Source organism: Thalassococcus arenae, assembly GCF_019104745.1.
In the GTDB taxonomy this organism is placed as follows: Bacteria; Pseudomonadota; Alphaproteobacteria; order Rhodobacterales; family Rhodobacteraceae; genus Thalassococcus_B; species Thalassococcus_B arenae.
On sequence record NZ_JAHRWL010000002.1, the window covers coordinates 493,115 to 507,975 of the forward strand.

Here is a 14,861-nt window from a genome sequence, read left to right on the forward strand (position 1 = left end):
GGCAGGGCGCTCGGGCTCACCAAAGCAAAGCTTCGGAGCCGCCCCCGCTTGATCCGTGCGTGACAGTCCGTCACCGGGGGATCCAAGCAAAATAGCCGTATCCCCGCAAGCGGGGCCCCTCGGCGATTTCGCTTGATTCCCCGGCACCGGCCCGTCCCTTGGGATGCAAGCGACGGCGGCTCCGAAGCAAAGCTCAGGCCTCGGGCGTCTCGGCCTCGTCTTCGGTGTCGCCCTGGTCGGCGATCCAGGCCACCGAGACGACCGTTTCGCCCTTGCCGGTGTCGAAGACCTTGACGCCGCCGGCGCTGCGCGAACGGAACGAGATGCCGTCGACCGGAACGCGGATCGACTGGCCGGTAGAAGTGGCCAGCATGATCTGGTCGTCCATCTCGACCGGGAAGGCGGCGACCAGCGGACCGCCGCGCATCGCCTTGTCCATCGCCATCACGCCCATGCCGCCGCGGCCCCGGATCGGGTAGTCGTGGCTGGAACTGAGTTTGCCCGAGCCTTTGGCGGTGATCGTCAGGATCAGGTTTTCCGCCGCGGACATTTCGGCATAGCGGTCCTGGCTGAGCGCCGCATCGGCATTGCCTTCTTCTTCGTCGGTCTCGGTTTCCTCGGTCACACCGGCCACCAGGCGGCGCATCTTGAGATACGCGGCGCGTTCGTCCGGTGTGGCCTCGAAATGGCGGATGACGGCCATCGACACCACGCGGTCGCCGTTCGACAGCCGGATGCCGCGCACGCCGGTGCTGTCGCGGCCCTTGAAGACCCGCACGTCGGTGGTCCGGAACCGGATCGCGCGACCGGAATCGGTGACCAGCATCACGTCGTCGTCTTCGGAGCAGATGCGGGCATTCACCAGCTCGACGCCTTCGGGCAGCTTCATGGCGATCTTGCCGTTGCGCATGACGTTGGTGAAATCGCTGAGCGCGTTGCGGCGCACGTCGCCCGCGGTGGTGGCGAACACGATCTGCAGGGCGTCCCAATCTTCTTCGTCGCGGTCGACCGGCATGATCGCCGCGATCGACACGCCCTGCGGGATCGGCAGGATGTTGATGATGGCCTTGCCCTTGGCGGTGCGGCCGCCCTGCGGCAGGCGCCAGGTCTTGAGCTTGTAGACCATGCCGTCGGTCGTGAAGAACAGAAGCTGGGTATGGGTATTGGCGACGAACAGCGTGGTGACCACGTCGTCATCCTTGGTCGCCATGCCCGACAGCCCCTTGCCGCCGCGGCGCTGCGCGCGGAAATCGGCCAATGGCGTGCGCTTGATCCAGCCGGACTGGGTGACGGTGACGACCATATCCTCGCGTTCGATCAGGTCCTCGTCTTCCATGTCGCCGGACCAGTCGACGATCTCGGTGCGGCGCGGCACGGCGAACAGCTCGCGCACCTCGCGCAGTTCGTCGCCGATGATGCCCATGATCCGGTCGCGCGATCCCAGGATCGCCAGGTATTCCTTGATCTTGCCGGCCAGGTCCTCGAGCTCGTCGGTGACTTCCTTGACGCCCAGCTGGGTCAGGCGCTGCAGGCGCAGTTCGAGGATGGCGCGGGCTTGGGTTTCGGACAGGTTGTAGGTACCGTCCTCGTTGGCCTTGTGGGTCGGGTCGTCGATCAGCCGGATATAGGGCAGGATGTCATGCGCGGGCCAGCGCCGCTCCATCAGCTTGGCGCGCGCTTCGGCGGCGTCGGCCGAGGCACGGATCGTGGCGACGACCTCGTCCACGTTCGAGACCGCGACGGCCAGGCCGCACAGCACGTGGCTGCGTTCGCGCGCCTTCATCAGCAGATGCGCGGTGCGCCGCGCCACCACGTCCTCTCGGAAATCGAGGAAGGCGGTCAGGAAGCCGCGCAGCGTCAGCTGTTCGGGACGCCCGCCGTTGAGCGCCAGCATGTTGCAGCCGAAGCTGGTCTGCATCGGCGTGAAGCGGAACAACTGGTTCAGCACCACCTCGGCGGTGGCGTCGCGCTTCAGTTCCACGACCACCCGCACGCCGTTGCGGTCGGATTCGTCCTGGACATGGGCGATGCCGTCGATCCGCTTGTCGCGCGCGGCCTCGGCGATGCGTTCGATCATCGTGGCCTTGTTCACCTGGTAGGGGATTTCGTCGACGATGATCGCCCAGCGGTCCTTGCGGATTTCCTCGATCCGGGTCTTGGCGCGGATGATGACGCTGCCGCGACCTTCGAGGTAAGCTTTCCGTGCACCCGACCGGCCCAGCATGATGCCACCCGTGGGAAAATCGGGACCGGGAATGTATTCGATCAGCTGTTCCGAGCTGAGATCGGGATTGTCGATCAGCGCCAGAGTGGCATCGACCACTTCGCCCAGATTGTGCGGCGGGATGTTGGTGGCCATGCCGACCGCGATGCCGCCCGCACCGTTGACCAGCATGTTCGGAAAGCGCGCGGGCAGGACGGTGGGTTCGCGATCCTTGCCGTCGTAATTGTCCTGGAAATCGACCGTTTCCTTGTCGATGTCCATCAGCATGTAGGCCGCAGGCTTGTCCATGCGCACCTCGGTATAGCGCATGGCCGCGGCGTTATCGCCGTCCATCGAGCCAAAGTTCCCCTGGCCGTCCAGCAGCGGCAGCGACATCGAGAAATCCTGCGCCATCCGCACCAGCGCATCATAGATCGCGCTGTCGCCGTGCGGGTGGTATTTCCCCATGACATCACCGACCGGCCGGGCGGATTTGCGATAGGGCTTGTCATGGCCGTTGCCGGTCTCGTGCATGGCGTAGAGGATGCGCCGATGCACGGGCTTCAGGCCGTCGCGCAGGTCGGGAATCGCCCGGCTGACGATGACGCTCATCGCGTAGTCGAGATAGCTCGACTTCATCTCCTGGGTGATCGAGATCGTCGGCCCCGCGGGCATCACGCGCTTTTGCTCTTCGTTTTCAGGTGTTTCTGGCGTGTCGCTCACGTGCTCGGCCTGTCTTTGTCTCTGCCATATCTTGTTGGGCGGACTATATCAGAGACAAGTTGTGGGGGGCAATCCCGGGGGGACCCGGTTTTCTGGCAGCCAAGGCGAGAGGCTGCTAACACACTGTTTTCATTGAAAAGTAAAGATTCTCTCGGCATGATTTTTGAAAGGCAAAAACAACGAGGTGAGCGAGATGGGAAGCGCGACCGAATTGATGCTGAAAGGATACGGTCTGACCACGGCCGAGCTGTTCTATCGGATGCCGGACTACCGCAACGTGCTGAACAGCTTCATCTGGCAGGATTACGACCTTGCACCGGATCACAAGCGGCTGTTCGCCTTCATCGAGTTCTGGCAGGACGAGATCGAGGGGCCGCTGCATTCGGTGCGCTTTTGCCACCGCAAGATGATCTCGCCCGGGGAATGGCGCAACGTGGTGGGCGAATTGACGTTCCACTGAAACCGGCGTCGCCGCACTGACGCATGTCGACCTGAGCGCCGCGGGAACGCTACGCGGAAATATCGAGCGTCCGGTGGTCGGTGTGGCGTCGCGGGAAGACAGGGGCGTTGCCCCTCTGCCGCGCGGGGGCGCGGCATTCACCCCAAGGTATTTGCCAACCGGAGAAGAAGCCGGGTCCACCCCCGGCATGGTGACCGGGGGCTTCTCTGGTTGCGGCCATCGGCGCCTCCGCCTGTTCCGCGGGCAGATCTTCCGGCGGTAAGGTTAACAAACACTTGCTTCTCTGGTTCGAAAATACCTCGGGGTGAATTCGCGCATGCGCGAAGCGGGGCAGCGCGCCTTTTTTCACGGCTGTTCCGGGTGGAGGGCTGGGGCGGTGCGCAAAGCGGATCCGCCCGCGCTGGCCTAGCATGTGCGGGATCGGAACGGGATTGCCTGTGTTTTTTTCGGCAGCGAAAAAAGAGCGCCTTGCCAGCTTTGACACCTGCGCCGGAACGCCGGTGTTACGGAATGATCCGGGTGTATTTCACGCCTTCCAACGTCGCACCCAGGCGCAGGCCCGACTGACCGAAGATCACCGCGATCACCGGGGCGAGCGAAGTCGTGGTCTCGGCCGCCAGCGTCTCGCCCTGGGCGGGGGTGGCGTATTCCACGTTGGCGCCCGCAGCCCAGCCGGGCGAACGGCGGAAGGTCATCAGCGCATCTTCGGTCATGAAGAACAGCACATGCGCGTATTGCTGCGCGCCGATCTGCAACCCGCCGCTTGCCTTGGCGACCGAGTAATAGTCCACGGTGGCGCCGCCGACCCGCAAGGCCCCGCGCCCGTAAGCGCCACCAAGTCCCAGCCCGGCTTCGGTCACCAGCGGCATGGTCAGCACGCCGGCGGCGTTTTCGCCCAGCCGCCGGGTGCCGGGATAGTCGGCGTAGAGCTGGTTCAGCGTGGCGTCGACGCGGGCGTCGATCCTCTGCGCGTTGTTGGATCCGATCCCGTTGCCGCAGGCTGCGACAAGCGGAAGGGCGGCGAGGCCCAGCGAAAAGGCGCGGCGGGAATGGGTCATGTCATCGCTCTCTGCTCTTGCGGGCCCGGTGGCCCATGCCTGGATATCCGGCTGTTCCGCCGGTTGAGCCGCATCATAAAGCGGTACTCCGCCCATGTCACGTCACCATCTGGTGTTGGGCGGCAATTCGCTGGGGGTGGCGGCGATCGACACGCCGCCTATGGTAGGGGTCGTCGGCTCAGCCGTTCAGCAGGCGCGCGGCGGCCGGGGCGAAATAGGTCAGAACGCCGTCGCATCCGGCGCGTTTGAAGGCCGTCAGGCTTTCCAGCATGACCTTGTCTCCATCGACCCAACCGCGTTCGGCCGCCCCCGCGATCATCGCGTATTCGCCGCTGACCTGATAGGCAAAGGTCGGCGCCCCGAACAGATCCTTGGCGCGGCGGCATATGTCGAGATAGGGCATGCCCGGCTTGACCATCACCATGTCGGCACCTTCGGACAGGTCGCGCTGGATCAGGCGCAGCGCCTCGTCGGAATTGGCCGGGTCCATCTGGTAGGTCTTCTTGTCGCCCTTCAGCGCGCCGGACGCGCCCACCGCGTCGCGGAACGGGCCGTAAAACGCGCTGGCGTATTTCGCCGCATAGCTCAACAGCAGCACGTTCTGGTGGCCCGCGGATTCCAGTGCGGCGCGCAAGGCGCCGATGCGGCCGTCCATCATGTCCGAAGGCCCGATGATGTCGGCACCGGCCTCGGCCTGGCTGAGCGCCTGTTTCACCAGCGCCTCGACCGTGCGGTCGTTGACGACCTCGCCGTTTTCGACAAAGCCGTCATGGCCGTCGATGTTGTAGGGATCGAGCGCGACATCGGTCATCACCGCGATATCGGGCACCGCGTCCTTGATCGCGCGCGTTGCGGTGTTGGACAGGTTGTCGGGGTTCCAGGCCTCGGCGCAGTCCTTGGTCTTTTTCGCCGGGTCGGTATAGGGAAACAGGCAGATCGCGGGGATTCCCAGGTCGCGGGCTTCGCGCGCGGCATCGACCACCTTGTCGACCGACAACCGGTTGACGCCCGGCATGGACGGCACCGCTTCGACCACATCGCGCCCGTCACGCAGGAAGACCGGCCAGATGAAATCGGACGGTGTCAGGCCGTTCTGGGACACCAGCGCGCGGATCGCGGCCGATTTCCGGGTGCGGCGCAGGCGGGCGGCGGGGAAGGGTGCGACGGTCGGTTTCATGCGGGATGTCCTTGTAAAGGCCACACTTGGGTGGCATGGAATGGCTCCTGTCACAAGGGGGCAATCGGGCGCCCCGGACGGCTGGGAAGGAACCGCGCTTGGACTGGTACAGCACCGTCTTCGAAGTCATCGACATGCGGTCGTTCTCGAACCTGTGGTTCTGGATCGTGCTGGCGGTTCTGTGGTCCTCGGCCAGCCATTGGGTTCTGGGCGTGCCCTATGACATGGTGGGCCGCGCCCGCGCGGTTGGCGGGCAAGCGGCGCGGGATCTCGAAGACCTCGCGCGGATCAACGCCAACCGGGTGCATTTCATCGTCGAGGAAGCCGGGCTGTGGCTCAGCGCTATCGTCTCTGCATTCCTGACCGGGCTGGCGCTGCTGGGCTTCGTCTATGGCGTCGAGCTGGCGCAGGCGGTGTTCCTGCTGGCCTTTCCGATGACCATCGTCGGCTTCATCAGCATCGGCACGGCTCGGCGCATCCGCACGGTGGCACCGCAGGGCGAGGCGCTGTGGCGCCAATTGCGGATGCAGCGGATCTGGACGCAGGTCGTCGGCATGGTGTCGATCTTCTGCACCGCGCTGTGGGGGATGTACCAGAACCTGTCGCTGGGTGCTTTGCACGGTTGACGCGGGCCGCGCGGCGCGCCACATGGGCGGCCCATGGCACCCAAGACGATCACCCTGGGCGGCGCGCCCGAAGGCTTTGACGCCACACTGGTCCTGTCGGAGATCGACAAGGCCGGTGGCCCGGTCGTGCATGTCGCGCGCGACGACAAGCGGCTGGCCGCGATGGTCGAGGCGCTGGCCTTTTTCGCCCCCGACATGCCGGTCGTCACCTTTCCCGGCTGGGATTGCCTGCCCTATGATCGGGTGTCGCCCAACCCCGATATCTCGGCGGCGCGCATGGCGACGCTGGCGGGGCTGGTGCACGGGATGCCGCAACGCTTCGTGCTGCTGACGACGCTGTCGGCGGCGATGCAGAAGGTGCCCGCGCGCGCCATTCTTCGCGAAGCGGCGTTCACCGCGCGGGTCGGCGAACGGGTGAACGAGGACGCGTTGCGCGGGTTCCTGGTGCGGATGGGCTTTTCCCAGGCACCGACCGTGCTGGAACCGGGTGATTACGCGATCCGCGGCGGCATCATCGACGTCTTTCCGCCGGACGAGGGTGGGCCGGTGCGGATGGATTTCTTCGGCGACGTGCTGGATGGCGCGCGGCGCTTCGACCCGGCCACGCAGCGCACGACCGAAAAGCTGGACGTGGTGGAACTGGCGCCGGTCTCCGAGGTGATCCTGGACGAGGCGGCGATCACCCGGTTCCGGCAGAATTACCGCATCGCCTTCGGCGCCGGCGGCAGCGACGATCCGCTTTACGAGGCGGTCAGCGCCGGGCGCAAACATGCCGGGGCCGAACACTGGCTGCCGTTCTTTCACGAACGGCTTGAGACGCTGTTCGACTACCTGCCGGACGCGGCCGTCCTGATGGACGACCAGGTGACCCCGGCGCGGATCAGTCGCTGGGACGGCATCGTCGACCAATACGAGACACGCCGACACGCGCTGAGCCAGAAGGCGCGGATGGACAGCGTCTACAAGCCGGTTCCGCCGGAAGAGCTGTATCTGGACGACACCGCCTGGGCCGCCGCGCTTGGTGACCGGCGGGTGGTGCAGTTCCATCCGCTGCCGCAGGCGTCGGGGCCGAACGTGGCGGATGCCGGCGGGCGGATCGGGCGCAACTTCGCGCCCGAGCGCCAGCAGGAAAGTATCAGCCTTTTCGGGGCTTTGGCGGCGCATGTGAAGGCAAGGATGGCCGACGGTCCGGTGCTGATCGCGTCCTATTCCGAAGGCGCGCGGGAACGCCTGTCGGGCCTGATCGAGGACGAAGGCCTGGCCGAAGCCATCCCGGTCGCCAACGGCACGCGGATCGGCAAGCGCGGGTTGCACCTGGCGGTCTGGGGGCTCGAGGCTGGGTTCGAGGCGCCGTGGCGGGACGGCAAGCTGACGGTCATCTCGGAACAGGACGTGCTGGGCGACCGGCTGATCCGCCGCCCCAAGAAGCGCCGCAAGGCCGAAAACTTCCTGACCGAGACGCAATCGCTGACCCCAGGTGATCTGGTGGTGCATGTCGATCACGGCATCGGCCGTTACCAGGGGATGGAGGTCATCACGGCGGCCGGCGCGGCGCATGAATGCCTGCTGCTGGAATATGCCGAAGGCGCGCGGCTGTATCTGCCGGTCGAAAACATCGAGCTTCTGTCGAAATACGGCCACGAGGAAGGGCTGCTGGACAAGCTGGGCGGCGGCGCCTGGCAGGCCAAGAAGGCCAAGCTCAAGCAGCGCATCCGCGAGATGGCCGACAAGCTGATCCGCATCGCGGCCGAGCGCGCCTTGCGCAAGGCGCCGGTGATGGATCCGCCGGTCGGCGCCTATGACAGCTTTGCCGCGCGGTTTCCCTACCAGGAAACCGACGACCAGCTGAGCGCGATTTCCGACGTGATGGAGGACCTGCATTCCGGCCAGCCGATGGACCGGCTGATCTGCGGCGATGTGGGCTTCGGCAAGACCGAGGTGGCGATGCGCGCGGCCTTTGTCGCGGCGATGTCGGGCATGCAGGTGGCGGTGATCGCACCGACGACGCTGCTGGCGCGGCAGCACTACAAGAGTTTCGCCGAACGGTTCCGCGGTTTCCCGGTCAACGTCCGGCCGCTGTCGCGCTTTGTCTCGGCCCGCGATGCGCAGTTGACGCGCGACGGGCTGTCCAGGGGCGATGTCGACATCGTCATCGGTACCCATGCGTTGCTGGCCAAGAACATCCGTTTTCAGAACCTGGGCCTGCTGGTGATCGACGAGGAACAGCATTTCGGCGTCGCCCACAAGGAGCGGCTGAAACAGTTGCGCTCGGACGTGCACGTGCTGACGCTGACCGCCACGCCGATCCCGCGCACGCTGCAATTGTCGCTCACCGGTGTGCGCGACCTGTCGATCATCGGCACTCCGCCGGTCGACCGGCTGGCGATCCGCACCTATGTCAGCGAATTCGACACGATCACCATCCGCGAGGCGCTGCTGCGCGAGCATTATCGCGGTGGGCAGTCGTTCTTTGTCGTGCCGCGCATCGCCGATCTGCCCGAGATCGAGGAATTCCTGCGCGACCAGGTGCCCGAGGTGACGTATGTCGTCGCCCATGGCCAGATGGCGGCGGGCGAGTTGGACAGCCGGATGAACGCCTTTTACGACGGCAAGTATGACGTGCTGCTGGCCACGACGATCGTCGAATCGGGGCTGGATATCCCCACCGCCAACACGATGGTCGTGCACCGCGCCGATATGTTCGGCCTGGCGCAGCTTTACCAGATCCGCGGGCGGGTGGGCCGTTCCAAGACCCGCGCCTATGCCTACCTGACGACCAAACCGCGGGCCAAGCTGACGCCTGCGTCGGAGAAACGGCTGCGCGTGCTGGGGTCGCTCGACACGCTGGGGGCGGGGTTCGCACTGGCCAGCCAGGACCTGGACATTCGCGGCGCCGGCAACCTGCTGGGCGAGGAACAGTCGGGCCAGATGCGCGACGTGGGCTACGAGTTGTACCAGCAGATGCTGGAAGAGGCGATCGCCAAGATCCGCTCGGGCCAGATGGAGGGGCTGACCGACGACGACGGCCAATGGGCGCCGCAGATCAACCTGGGCGTGCCGGTCCTGATCCCCGAAGACTACATCCCCGATCTGGACGTGCGGCTGGGCCTTTACCGCCGCCTGTCCGCGCTGACCACCAAGGTCGAACTGGAAGGCTTTGCCGCCGAACTGATCGACCGTTTCGGCAAGCTGCCCCGCGAGGTCAACACGCTGATGCTGGTCGTCCGCATCAAGGCGATGTGCAAGCGCGCCGGCATCGCCAAGCTGGATGGCGGACCAAAGGGCGCGACGATCCAGTTCCACAACGACAAGTTCGCCCGCCCCGAGGGATTGGTGGATTTCGTCAAGGCGCAAAAGGGCCTGGCCAAGATCCGCGACAACAAGATCGTCGTGCGCCGTGACTGGAAGAACGACCGCGACAAGATCCAGGGCGCCTATGCCATCGCCCGCGACCTGGCCGAGGCCGCCGGTGCGTTGAAGAAGCGCGCGTCGTGACGCGGTCCGCTGCACTCTGACGCATTGCCTTGCCATTCGTATCGGCAGACAGGTTAACTAGTTGTTAACCCTTTGGAATGGGACATGTTCCGCTCGGTTTTCGTTTTCGCGGTTTGCCTGACGGGCCTTCCCGCACACGCCACCGACAAGCCCGCTGCCGAGGTCAGGGAGTATCTGACCCAATACCGTCTGGCCCAGGCTTTCGATTGCCGCGATGTAAGTTGCAAGCAACTGCGGTCCTGCGAAGAGGCCTGCTACAAGTTGCTGCAATGCGGCCAGACCAAACGCGATGGTGACAACGACGGCATTCCTTGCGAAAACCTGTGCAAACGCCGCTGCTGATGCGGCCAGCAGGGAAGCCCGATGGCAAGCATCAACAGGATCGTCATGGCCAAGCGATGCCGCCAACTGGTGCGCATGCTGGAGCCCGACACGCTGGATGTGGCCGAGATTTCGGGCAAGTGGGGCGCGAATTTCGGGTTCCGCAGCTACCGCGCCTACTGGTATCCCGACTATGACATCTGCGAAAGCCCGCTGCGCGACGATGCCGGCGGCATCGCGCAGTTCGACCTGATCATCGCCGACCAGGTCTGGGAACATCTTGACCGGCCATACCGCGCCACGCAGAACGTCCTGGCCTCGCTGCGGCCGGGCGGGTATTTCCTTGTGGCTGTGCCGTTCTTCGTGCCGTTGCACGCGGCGCCGGTGGACAACACCCGCTGGTCGGCACGCGGGCTCAGGAACTTCCTGGTCGAATGCGGGTTCGACGAGGACAACGTGATGTCCGAGCAATGGGGCAACCGATGGGCCGGCCTGCGCAACGCGATGGGGCCGTTTCCGCCGGTCTACAACGAAGGTCACGACGATCTCGAGAACGACGAGAACTTTCCCGTGACGTCATGGGCACTGGCGCAGAAGGCGAAATAGACCGGGCAGCGGCTCAGTCGATTGTCAGGACGATCTTGCCGACATGGCCCTTTTCCTGGAACGCCGCCTGCGCCGCGGCGATGTCGCGCAACGGATAGGTCGCGGCGACCAGCGGTTTGATCTCGCCGCGCTCGATCCGGCCCACCAGCGCGCCGAAGACCTGCGGATCGAGAACGGTGCAGCCGAAAAAGCTCAGATCCTTGAGATACAGCGTGCGCAGATCCAGCGGCACGATGGGCCCGGCAATGGCGCCCGAAACCGCGTAGCGCCCGCCGGGTCGCAGCACCTCCAGCAAGCGGGGCCAGGCAGGTCCACCGACCAGGTCGATCACCGCGTCGACGCTGTTCGCACCAAGCACGGCAACGGTGTCTTCGTCGCGGGCCAGGGTGCTGTCCGTCCCCAGGGCCTTCAGCGCGTCGGCCTTGGCCGGGCTGGTGACGGCAACCACCCGTGCGCCGCGGGCCCGCGCCAGTTGCACCGCGGCCGATCCGACGCCGCCCGACGCACCGGTGACAAGCACCGTATCTTCCGGTCCGATCGCGGCGCGGGTCAGCATGTTTTCGGCAGTCGAGTAGGAGCAGGGGAAAGAGGCCAGGGCGACGTCGCTCAGGTCGGAGACGACGGCGTGGGCATGACGGGACGCGATACGCACGTATTGCGCGAAACCGCCGTCGCATTCCGACCCCAGATACCACGGCAGGGCGGGCTGGCGGCCCTCCGCCTCGCGCAGACAGGGTTCGAGGATCACCCGTTCGCCCAGCCTTCGGCCATCGATATCGCCGCCCGTTGCGACGATTTCACCGCAGACATCGGCCCCCTGGATGCGGGGCAGGTGCAGCGGGGTGCCACCCCAGGATGCATCCGCAGCGTCGTTGTCGTTCTTGGAATACCAGCCGATCCGGGTGTTGATATCGGTGTTGTTCACCGCGGCGGCGCGAACCCGGACGATCACGTCGCTGCGGCCCGGCTGCGGCACGGGCAGGTCGTCGCGCCATTGCAGGCAGTCCGGACCGCCATGACCCGTCAGCACGATACCGGACATCGTGTTGGGCAAGTCCATCCATTCCCCTTTCGTTTCAGCCGGCCTTGCGGGCCGCCATCACCCATATGCCCGCCAGAACCAGCGAGGCGATGGCGTTCCAGCTGGCCATCGACAGGGTGAACATCTCCCACGGTACTTCGTCGCAGCGCACCAGCGGCGCGTTCATGATCTGGTTCAGCAGGTCATCGGTCGACAGCCCGCCGACCGGCCCCGAGGTGCAGGTATCGGGGCCCTGCCACCAGCCGCGTTCGACCCCGGTGTGGTAAAACCCCACGCCCGCCGTCGCCAGCGCCGCGGCGGCCCCCAGCCAGGGCAGGACGCGCCACGCCATGACGGTCGACACCAGGCCGATACCGATGGCCGCGACATGCGGATAGCGCTGCCAGTAGCACAGTTTGCAGGGCGGCATCTCGCCGATGTACTGAAAGCCGAGCGCCCCCAGCATCAACGCCAGCGAACCGCCGGCCGCAAGAAGGATCAGAGTGGTGCGCGTCACAGGTGCCTCGCCGCATAGAACCCGCCGACGAGTAGTATCACGAAGACGGTGAAGACCAAGCCCAGGCGCCTTTCGATGAAATCACGAATGGGTGCGCCGAAGGCGCGCAGCAACGCCGCCACGATGAAGAAGCGCAGCGCGCGGGCCAGGATCGAGGTGGTGACGAAAACCGCCAAGGGCATCGCCGTCCAGCCCGACATGATGGTGATGACCTTGTAGGGAAAGGGCGTGATCCCGGCGATCAGCACCGCCCAGAACCCCACACCGTTGAACCGGGTGTTGAATTCGGCCATCGCTTCGGCCTTGCCAAGCGCCTGCAGGATCGGCTGTCCGAGGCTTTCGTAAAAGAAAAACCCGATCGCATAGCCCAGCATCCCGCCCAGCACCGAAGACAGCGTCGCGACGCCGGCGATCAGCCAGGCCCGGTGCGGCGCGGCCAGGATCATCGGGATCATCAGGACATCCGGTGGAATCGGAAAGACCGAGCTTTCCACGAAGGCCACCAGCGCCAGCACCCACAGCGCGCGGGGATGGTCGGCCTGGGCCATGGTCCAGTCGTACAAACGGCGCAGCATGCTCTCTCCTGCCTCGTTGGCGCGACAGACCATGTCGGCGGCAAGCGGTCAAGCCGATGCCGAGGGGGCTTTACGCGGCGCGGTGGCGGGGCTACACCCGGCATCGGGCCCAAGTGGCGGAATGGTAGACGCAGGGGATTCAAAATCCCCCGCCTTCACGGGCGTGTGAGTTCGAGTCTCACCTTGGGCACCAGATCGATCTGCGACCGGCCGAAACGCCGCGCACCCGGGGCATATCCCGGGCGCGGTCAACCCGGTCCCCGGCGACAGCAAGCCCCCCGAAAAAAGGCAAGTCTGCCTCATTTCCTTCAAATGATTCGCGTCCTGTTCACGTTTTGCCGACAGCGGCAGCGTCAATCCGCGGGTTGCCGGGCGATTGGTTCGCATCGACAAACAAACCCTGCATCGGCCGGCTTGCGGCAAATGCCGAATTGGGGCGTAAAAAAGGCACCCATGGCTGTTTCCGTTGCCGCAACAAAAATCCGCGATTTCGACCTGAATCGATCCGCGAAAGCGGCCAAATAACGGGTTTTGGGCGGGTCGATCGCGGTATCGCGCATCTTTCTGGAAACAATCCGGAAATCCTGCCGCAGCGTCACCTGCCACATTCTGCCTCAATCTCGCCTTGTCCTGTCTTTTTCGGCCACCTTTCGGCCATTTTCCCCTTTGTGCCGGAAGGCGTGGCAATTATGAATCTTCTCAAGCCCGAACTGGGGGGCGAAGTCTGCTGGCCATGGGGCGGCCATCGGTACGTCAGGCATCCTGCGGGGTGCGAACGGACGCTGGGCCGGTTTTCCGGTCAGGCCTGATCGGCCTTGGCACCGCCTTGCGCGTTCATCCGCGCATCCGTTCGCAACGGCACTTGCTTGACGATGGAGTGGGATCGGGTGCGAGCGGGATGCGCGTCGCCACCCAATTGGTTCGGTCATCCCCGGACCAGAGTTGAGAGGGTAGCAAGATGGCTGATCTGTCGTTGAACTGGGGAAATCTCGGTCCGTTCGGGACGAATCTTCCGGATACACCGCCAGACGCAGTGACAACTTCGGTCGATACCGGAGGTGTTGCCGTCGACATCACCTTCACCGCCCGGGATTTCGCGGCCGAGTCGTTCACCTTCAACGCGACGGGCTATGTCGAGCCGGGCGATGGCCTGAGCCCGAATTCCTTCCTCAAGATCTTCGACGACGCCAATGACGACGGCAGCCCGGCGACGGCGACGGCCGTGCTGGATTTCCGCGCGACCGACACCGCCCAGTTCACCGACAACGTGCAGACCGTTTCGTTCCGCATCAACGACATCGATGCGCGTTCCGATGGCGGCGACCTCGGCGAACCCGGGATCGGTGGGTTCCAGGACGTGGTGACCGTCCGTGCCTTCGACGCCGATGGCAACGAGGTCCCTGTCACGCTCACACCGGCCGGTGCGGTCGGCGTGTCCGGCCAGACCGCGTTCGGCACCACGACCACCGATTATCCCGATGCCGATGGTTCGGTCCTGGTGACGATCCCCGGCCCGGTGTCCCGGATCGAAATCGACTATGCCAATTGCGACGTGGCGCAGCAGGGCATCACGGTATCGGATGTGAATTTCGCAACCGTCGATGTGATCGATCTGCCCCCGGTGGCCGAAGACGACACGGCGACCACGCCCGAAGATACCGCCGTCATCATCGACGTCCTGCCCAATGACAGCGACCCCGAGGGTGGCGCGCTCACGGTCACCGGCGCGACGGCCACCAACGGAACCGTGTCGGTCAATCCCGATGGCACGCTGACCTATACTCCGAACCCGGATTACAACGGGCCCGACACGATCACCTACACGATCGAGGACCCGGCCGGAAACAGCGCCACCGGCGAAGTCGCCGTGACGGTCGAGCCGGTCAACGACGCGCCGGTCGCCATCGATGATCCGCTGGCGACCGACGAGGACACCCCGATCACCGTCGCGCCGCTGGCCAATGACAGCGACCCGGACGGCGATCCCCTGACGGTGACGGCGATCGAACAGCCGGCGAACGGCACGGCGGTCCTGAATCCGGACGGCACCGTGACCTACACGCCGGATGCGGATTTCAC

The 14,861-nt window shown here is 65.2% G+C and carries 13 protein-coding genes and 1 tRNA gene; 7 read left to right on the top strand and 7 right to left on the bottom strand.

Translation table 11 applies throughout. From position 1 onward, the window contains the following. Window positions 1–193: 193 nt before the first annotated feature. A complete protein-coding gene (gene gyrA / locus KUH32_RS13655; protein WP_217779160.1) occupies window positions 194–2,926 on the bottom strand; it encodes a DNA gyrase subunit A in 2,733 nt (910 codons plus the stop codon). 193 nt (window positions 2,927–3,119) lie between these two features. On the opposite strand from gyrA, the gene KUH32_RS13660 reads away from it, so the two are divergent. Further along, window positions 3,120–3,386, top strand: coding sequence for an usg protein (locus KUH32_RS13660; RefSeq protein ID WP_217779161.1), 267 nt, complete (start codon window positions 3,120–3,122; stop codon window positions 3,384–3,386). A gap of 503 nt (window positions 3,387–3,889) precedes the next feature. Here the strand turns inward: KUH32_RS13660 and KUH32_RS13665 are convergent. Next, window positions 3,890–4,444, bottom strand: coding sequence for a lipid-binding SYLF domain-containing protein (locus tag KUH32_RS13665; RefSeq protein ID WP_217779162.1), 555 nt, complete (start codon window positions 4,442–4,444; stop codon window positions 3,890–3,892). A 178-nt stretch (window positions 4,445–4,622) separates the two neighbouring features. Then, window positions 4,623–5,621, bottom strand: coding sequence for a porphobilinogen synthase (hemB, locus tag KUH32_RS13670; protein ID WP_217779163.1), 999 nt, complete (start codon window positions 5,619–5,621; stop codon window positions 4,623–4,625). A gap of 98 nt (window positions 5,622–5,719) precedes the next feature. Here hemB and KUH32_RS13675 point away from each other — a divergent pair, with 98 nt between their 5' ends. From KUH32_RS13675 to KUH32_RS13690, 4 genes are all read left to right on the top strand, one after another. Continuing rightward, window positions 5,720–6,247, top strand: coding sequence for a component of SufBCD complex (locus tag KUH32_RS13675; protein ID WP_217779164.1), 528 nt, complete (start codon window positions 5,720–5,722; stop codon window positions 6,245–6,247). A 33-nt stretch (window positions 6,248–6,280) separates the two neighbouring features. Further along, window positions 6,281–9,742 (top strand): transcription-repair coupling factor, encoded by a 3,462-nt coding sequence (gene mfd, locus KUH32_RS13680; RefSeq protein ID WP_217779165.1) that lies wholly within the window; start codon window positions 6,281–6,283, stop codon window positions 9,740–9,742. Window positions 9,743–9,826: 84 nt separating this feature from the next. Next, the gene (locus KUH32_RS13685; RefSeq protein WP_217779166.1) at window positions 9,827–10,084 is read left to right on the top strand and encodes an excalibur calcium-binding domain-containing protein; all 258 of its coding nucleotides are present in this window, start codon (window positions 9,827–9,829) and stop codon (window positions 10,082–10,084) included. 21 nt (window positions 10,085–10,105) lie between these two features. Then, a complete protein-coding gene (locus KUH32_RS13690) occupies window positions 10,106–10,669 on the top strand; it encodes a methyltransferase domain-containing protein (protein ID WP_217779167.1) in 564 nt (187 codons plus the stop codon). A 13-nt stretch (window positions 10,670–10,682) separates the two neighbouring features. Here KUH32_RS13690 and KUH32_RS13695 read toward each other — a convergent pair whose 3' ends face one another. Genes KUH32_RS13695 through KUH32_RS13705 form a run of 3 tightly spaced genes read right to left on the bottom strand, consistent with a single transcriptional unit; the run spans window position 10,683 to window position 12,782 of the window. After that, window positions 10,683–11,729, bottom strand: a complete 1,047-nt coding sequence (locus KUH32_RS13695; RefSeq protein ID WP_217779168.1) for an alcohol dehydrogenase family protein — start codon at window positions 11,727–11,729, stop codon at window positions 10,683–10,685. A gap of 16 nt (window positions 11,730–11,745) precedes the next feature. Beyond that, complete coding sequence (locus KUH32_RS13700; protein WP_217779169.1) at window positions 11,746–12,207, bottom strand: disulfide bond formation protein B; 462 nt, start codon at window positions 12,205–12,207, stop codon at window positions 11,746–11,748. Continuing rightward, window positions 12,204–12,782: a YqaA family protein gene (locus KUH32_RS13705; RefSeq protein WP_217779170.1), complete on the bottom strand. Its 579-nt coding sequence runs from the start codon at window positions 12,780–12,782 to the stop codon at window positions 12,204–12,206. The genes KUH32_RS13700 and KUH32_RS13705 overlap by 4 nt, the downstream gene beginning before the upstream one ends. 107 nt (window positions 12,783–12,889) lie before the next feature. Between KUH32_RS13705 and KUH32_RS13710 the strand changes: the two genes are divergently transcribed. Beyond that, window positions 12,890–12,975: transfer RNA gene (locus KUH32_RS13710), tRNA-Leu, on the top strand. A gap of 160 nt (window positions 12,976–13,135) precedes the next feature. Here KUH32_RS13710 and KUH32_RS13715 read toward each other — a convergent pair. Next, window positions 13,136–13,381 carry a hypothetical protein gene (locus KUH32_RS13715; protein ID WP_217779171.1) on the bottom strand — a complete coding sequence of 82 codons (246 nt, stop codon included), beginning with the start codon at window positions 13,379–13,381 and terminating at the stop codon, window positions 13,136–13,138. Window positions 13,382–13,740: 359 nt separating this feature from the next. Here KUH32_RS13715 and KUH32_RS13720 point away from each other — a divergent pair. Beyond that, the coding region (locus KUH32_RS13720; protein WP_217779172.1) for an Ig-like domain-containing protein at window positions 13,741–14,861 on the top strand (1,121 nt) is incomplete at its 3' end.

Bases quoted from the DNA above. Each gene is read 5' to 3' on its own strand.
- KUH32_RS13660 (WP_217779161.1), top strand. From the start codon at position 3,120: ATGGGAAGCGCGACCGAATTGATGCTGAAAGGATACGGTCTGACCACG.
- KUH32_RS13665 (WP_217779162.1), bottom strand. From the start codon at position 4,444: ATGACCCATTCCCGCCGCGCCTTTTCGCTGGGCCTCGCCGCCCTTCCG.
- hemB (WP_217779163.1), bottom strand. From the start codon at position 5,621: ATGAAACCGACCGTCGCACCCTTCCCCGCCGCCCGCCTGCGCCGCACC.
- mfd (WP_217779165.1), top strand. From the start codon at position 6,281: ATGGCACCCAAGACGATCACCCTGGGCGGCGCGCCCGAAGGCTTTGAC.
- KUH32_RS13685 (WP_217779166.1), top strand. From the start codon at position 9,827: ATGTTCCGCTCGGTTTTCGTTTTCGCGGTTTGCCTGACGGGCCTTCCC.
- KUH32_RS13690 (WP_217779167.1), top strand. From the start codon at position 10,106: ATGGCAAGCATCAACAGGATCGTCATGGCCAAGCGATGCCGCCAACTG.
- KUH32_RS13695 (WP_217779168.1), bottom strand. From the start codon at position 11,729: ATGGACTTGCCCAACACGATGTCCGGTATCGTGCTGACGGGTCATGGC.
- KUH32_RS13705 (WP_217779170.1), bottom strand. From the start codon at position 12,782: ATGCTGCGCCGTTTGTACGACTGGACCATGGCCCAGGCCGACCATCCC.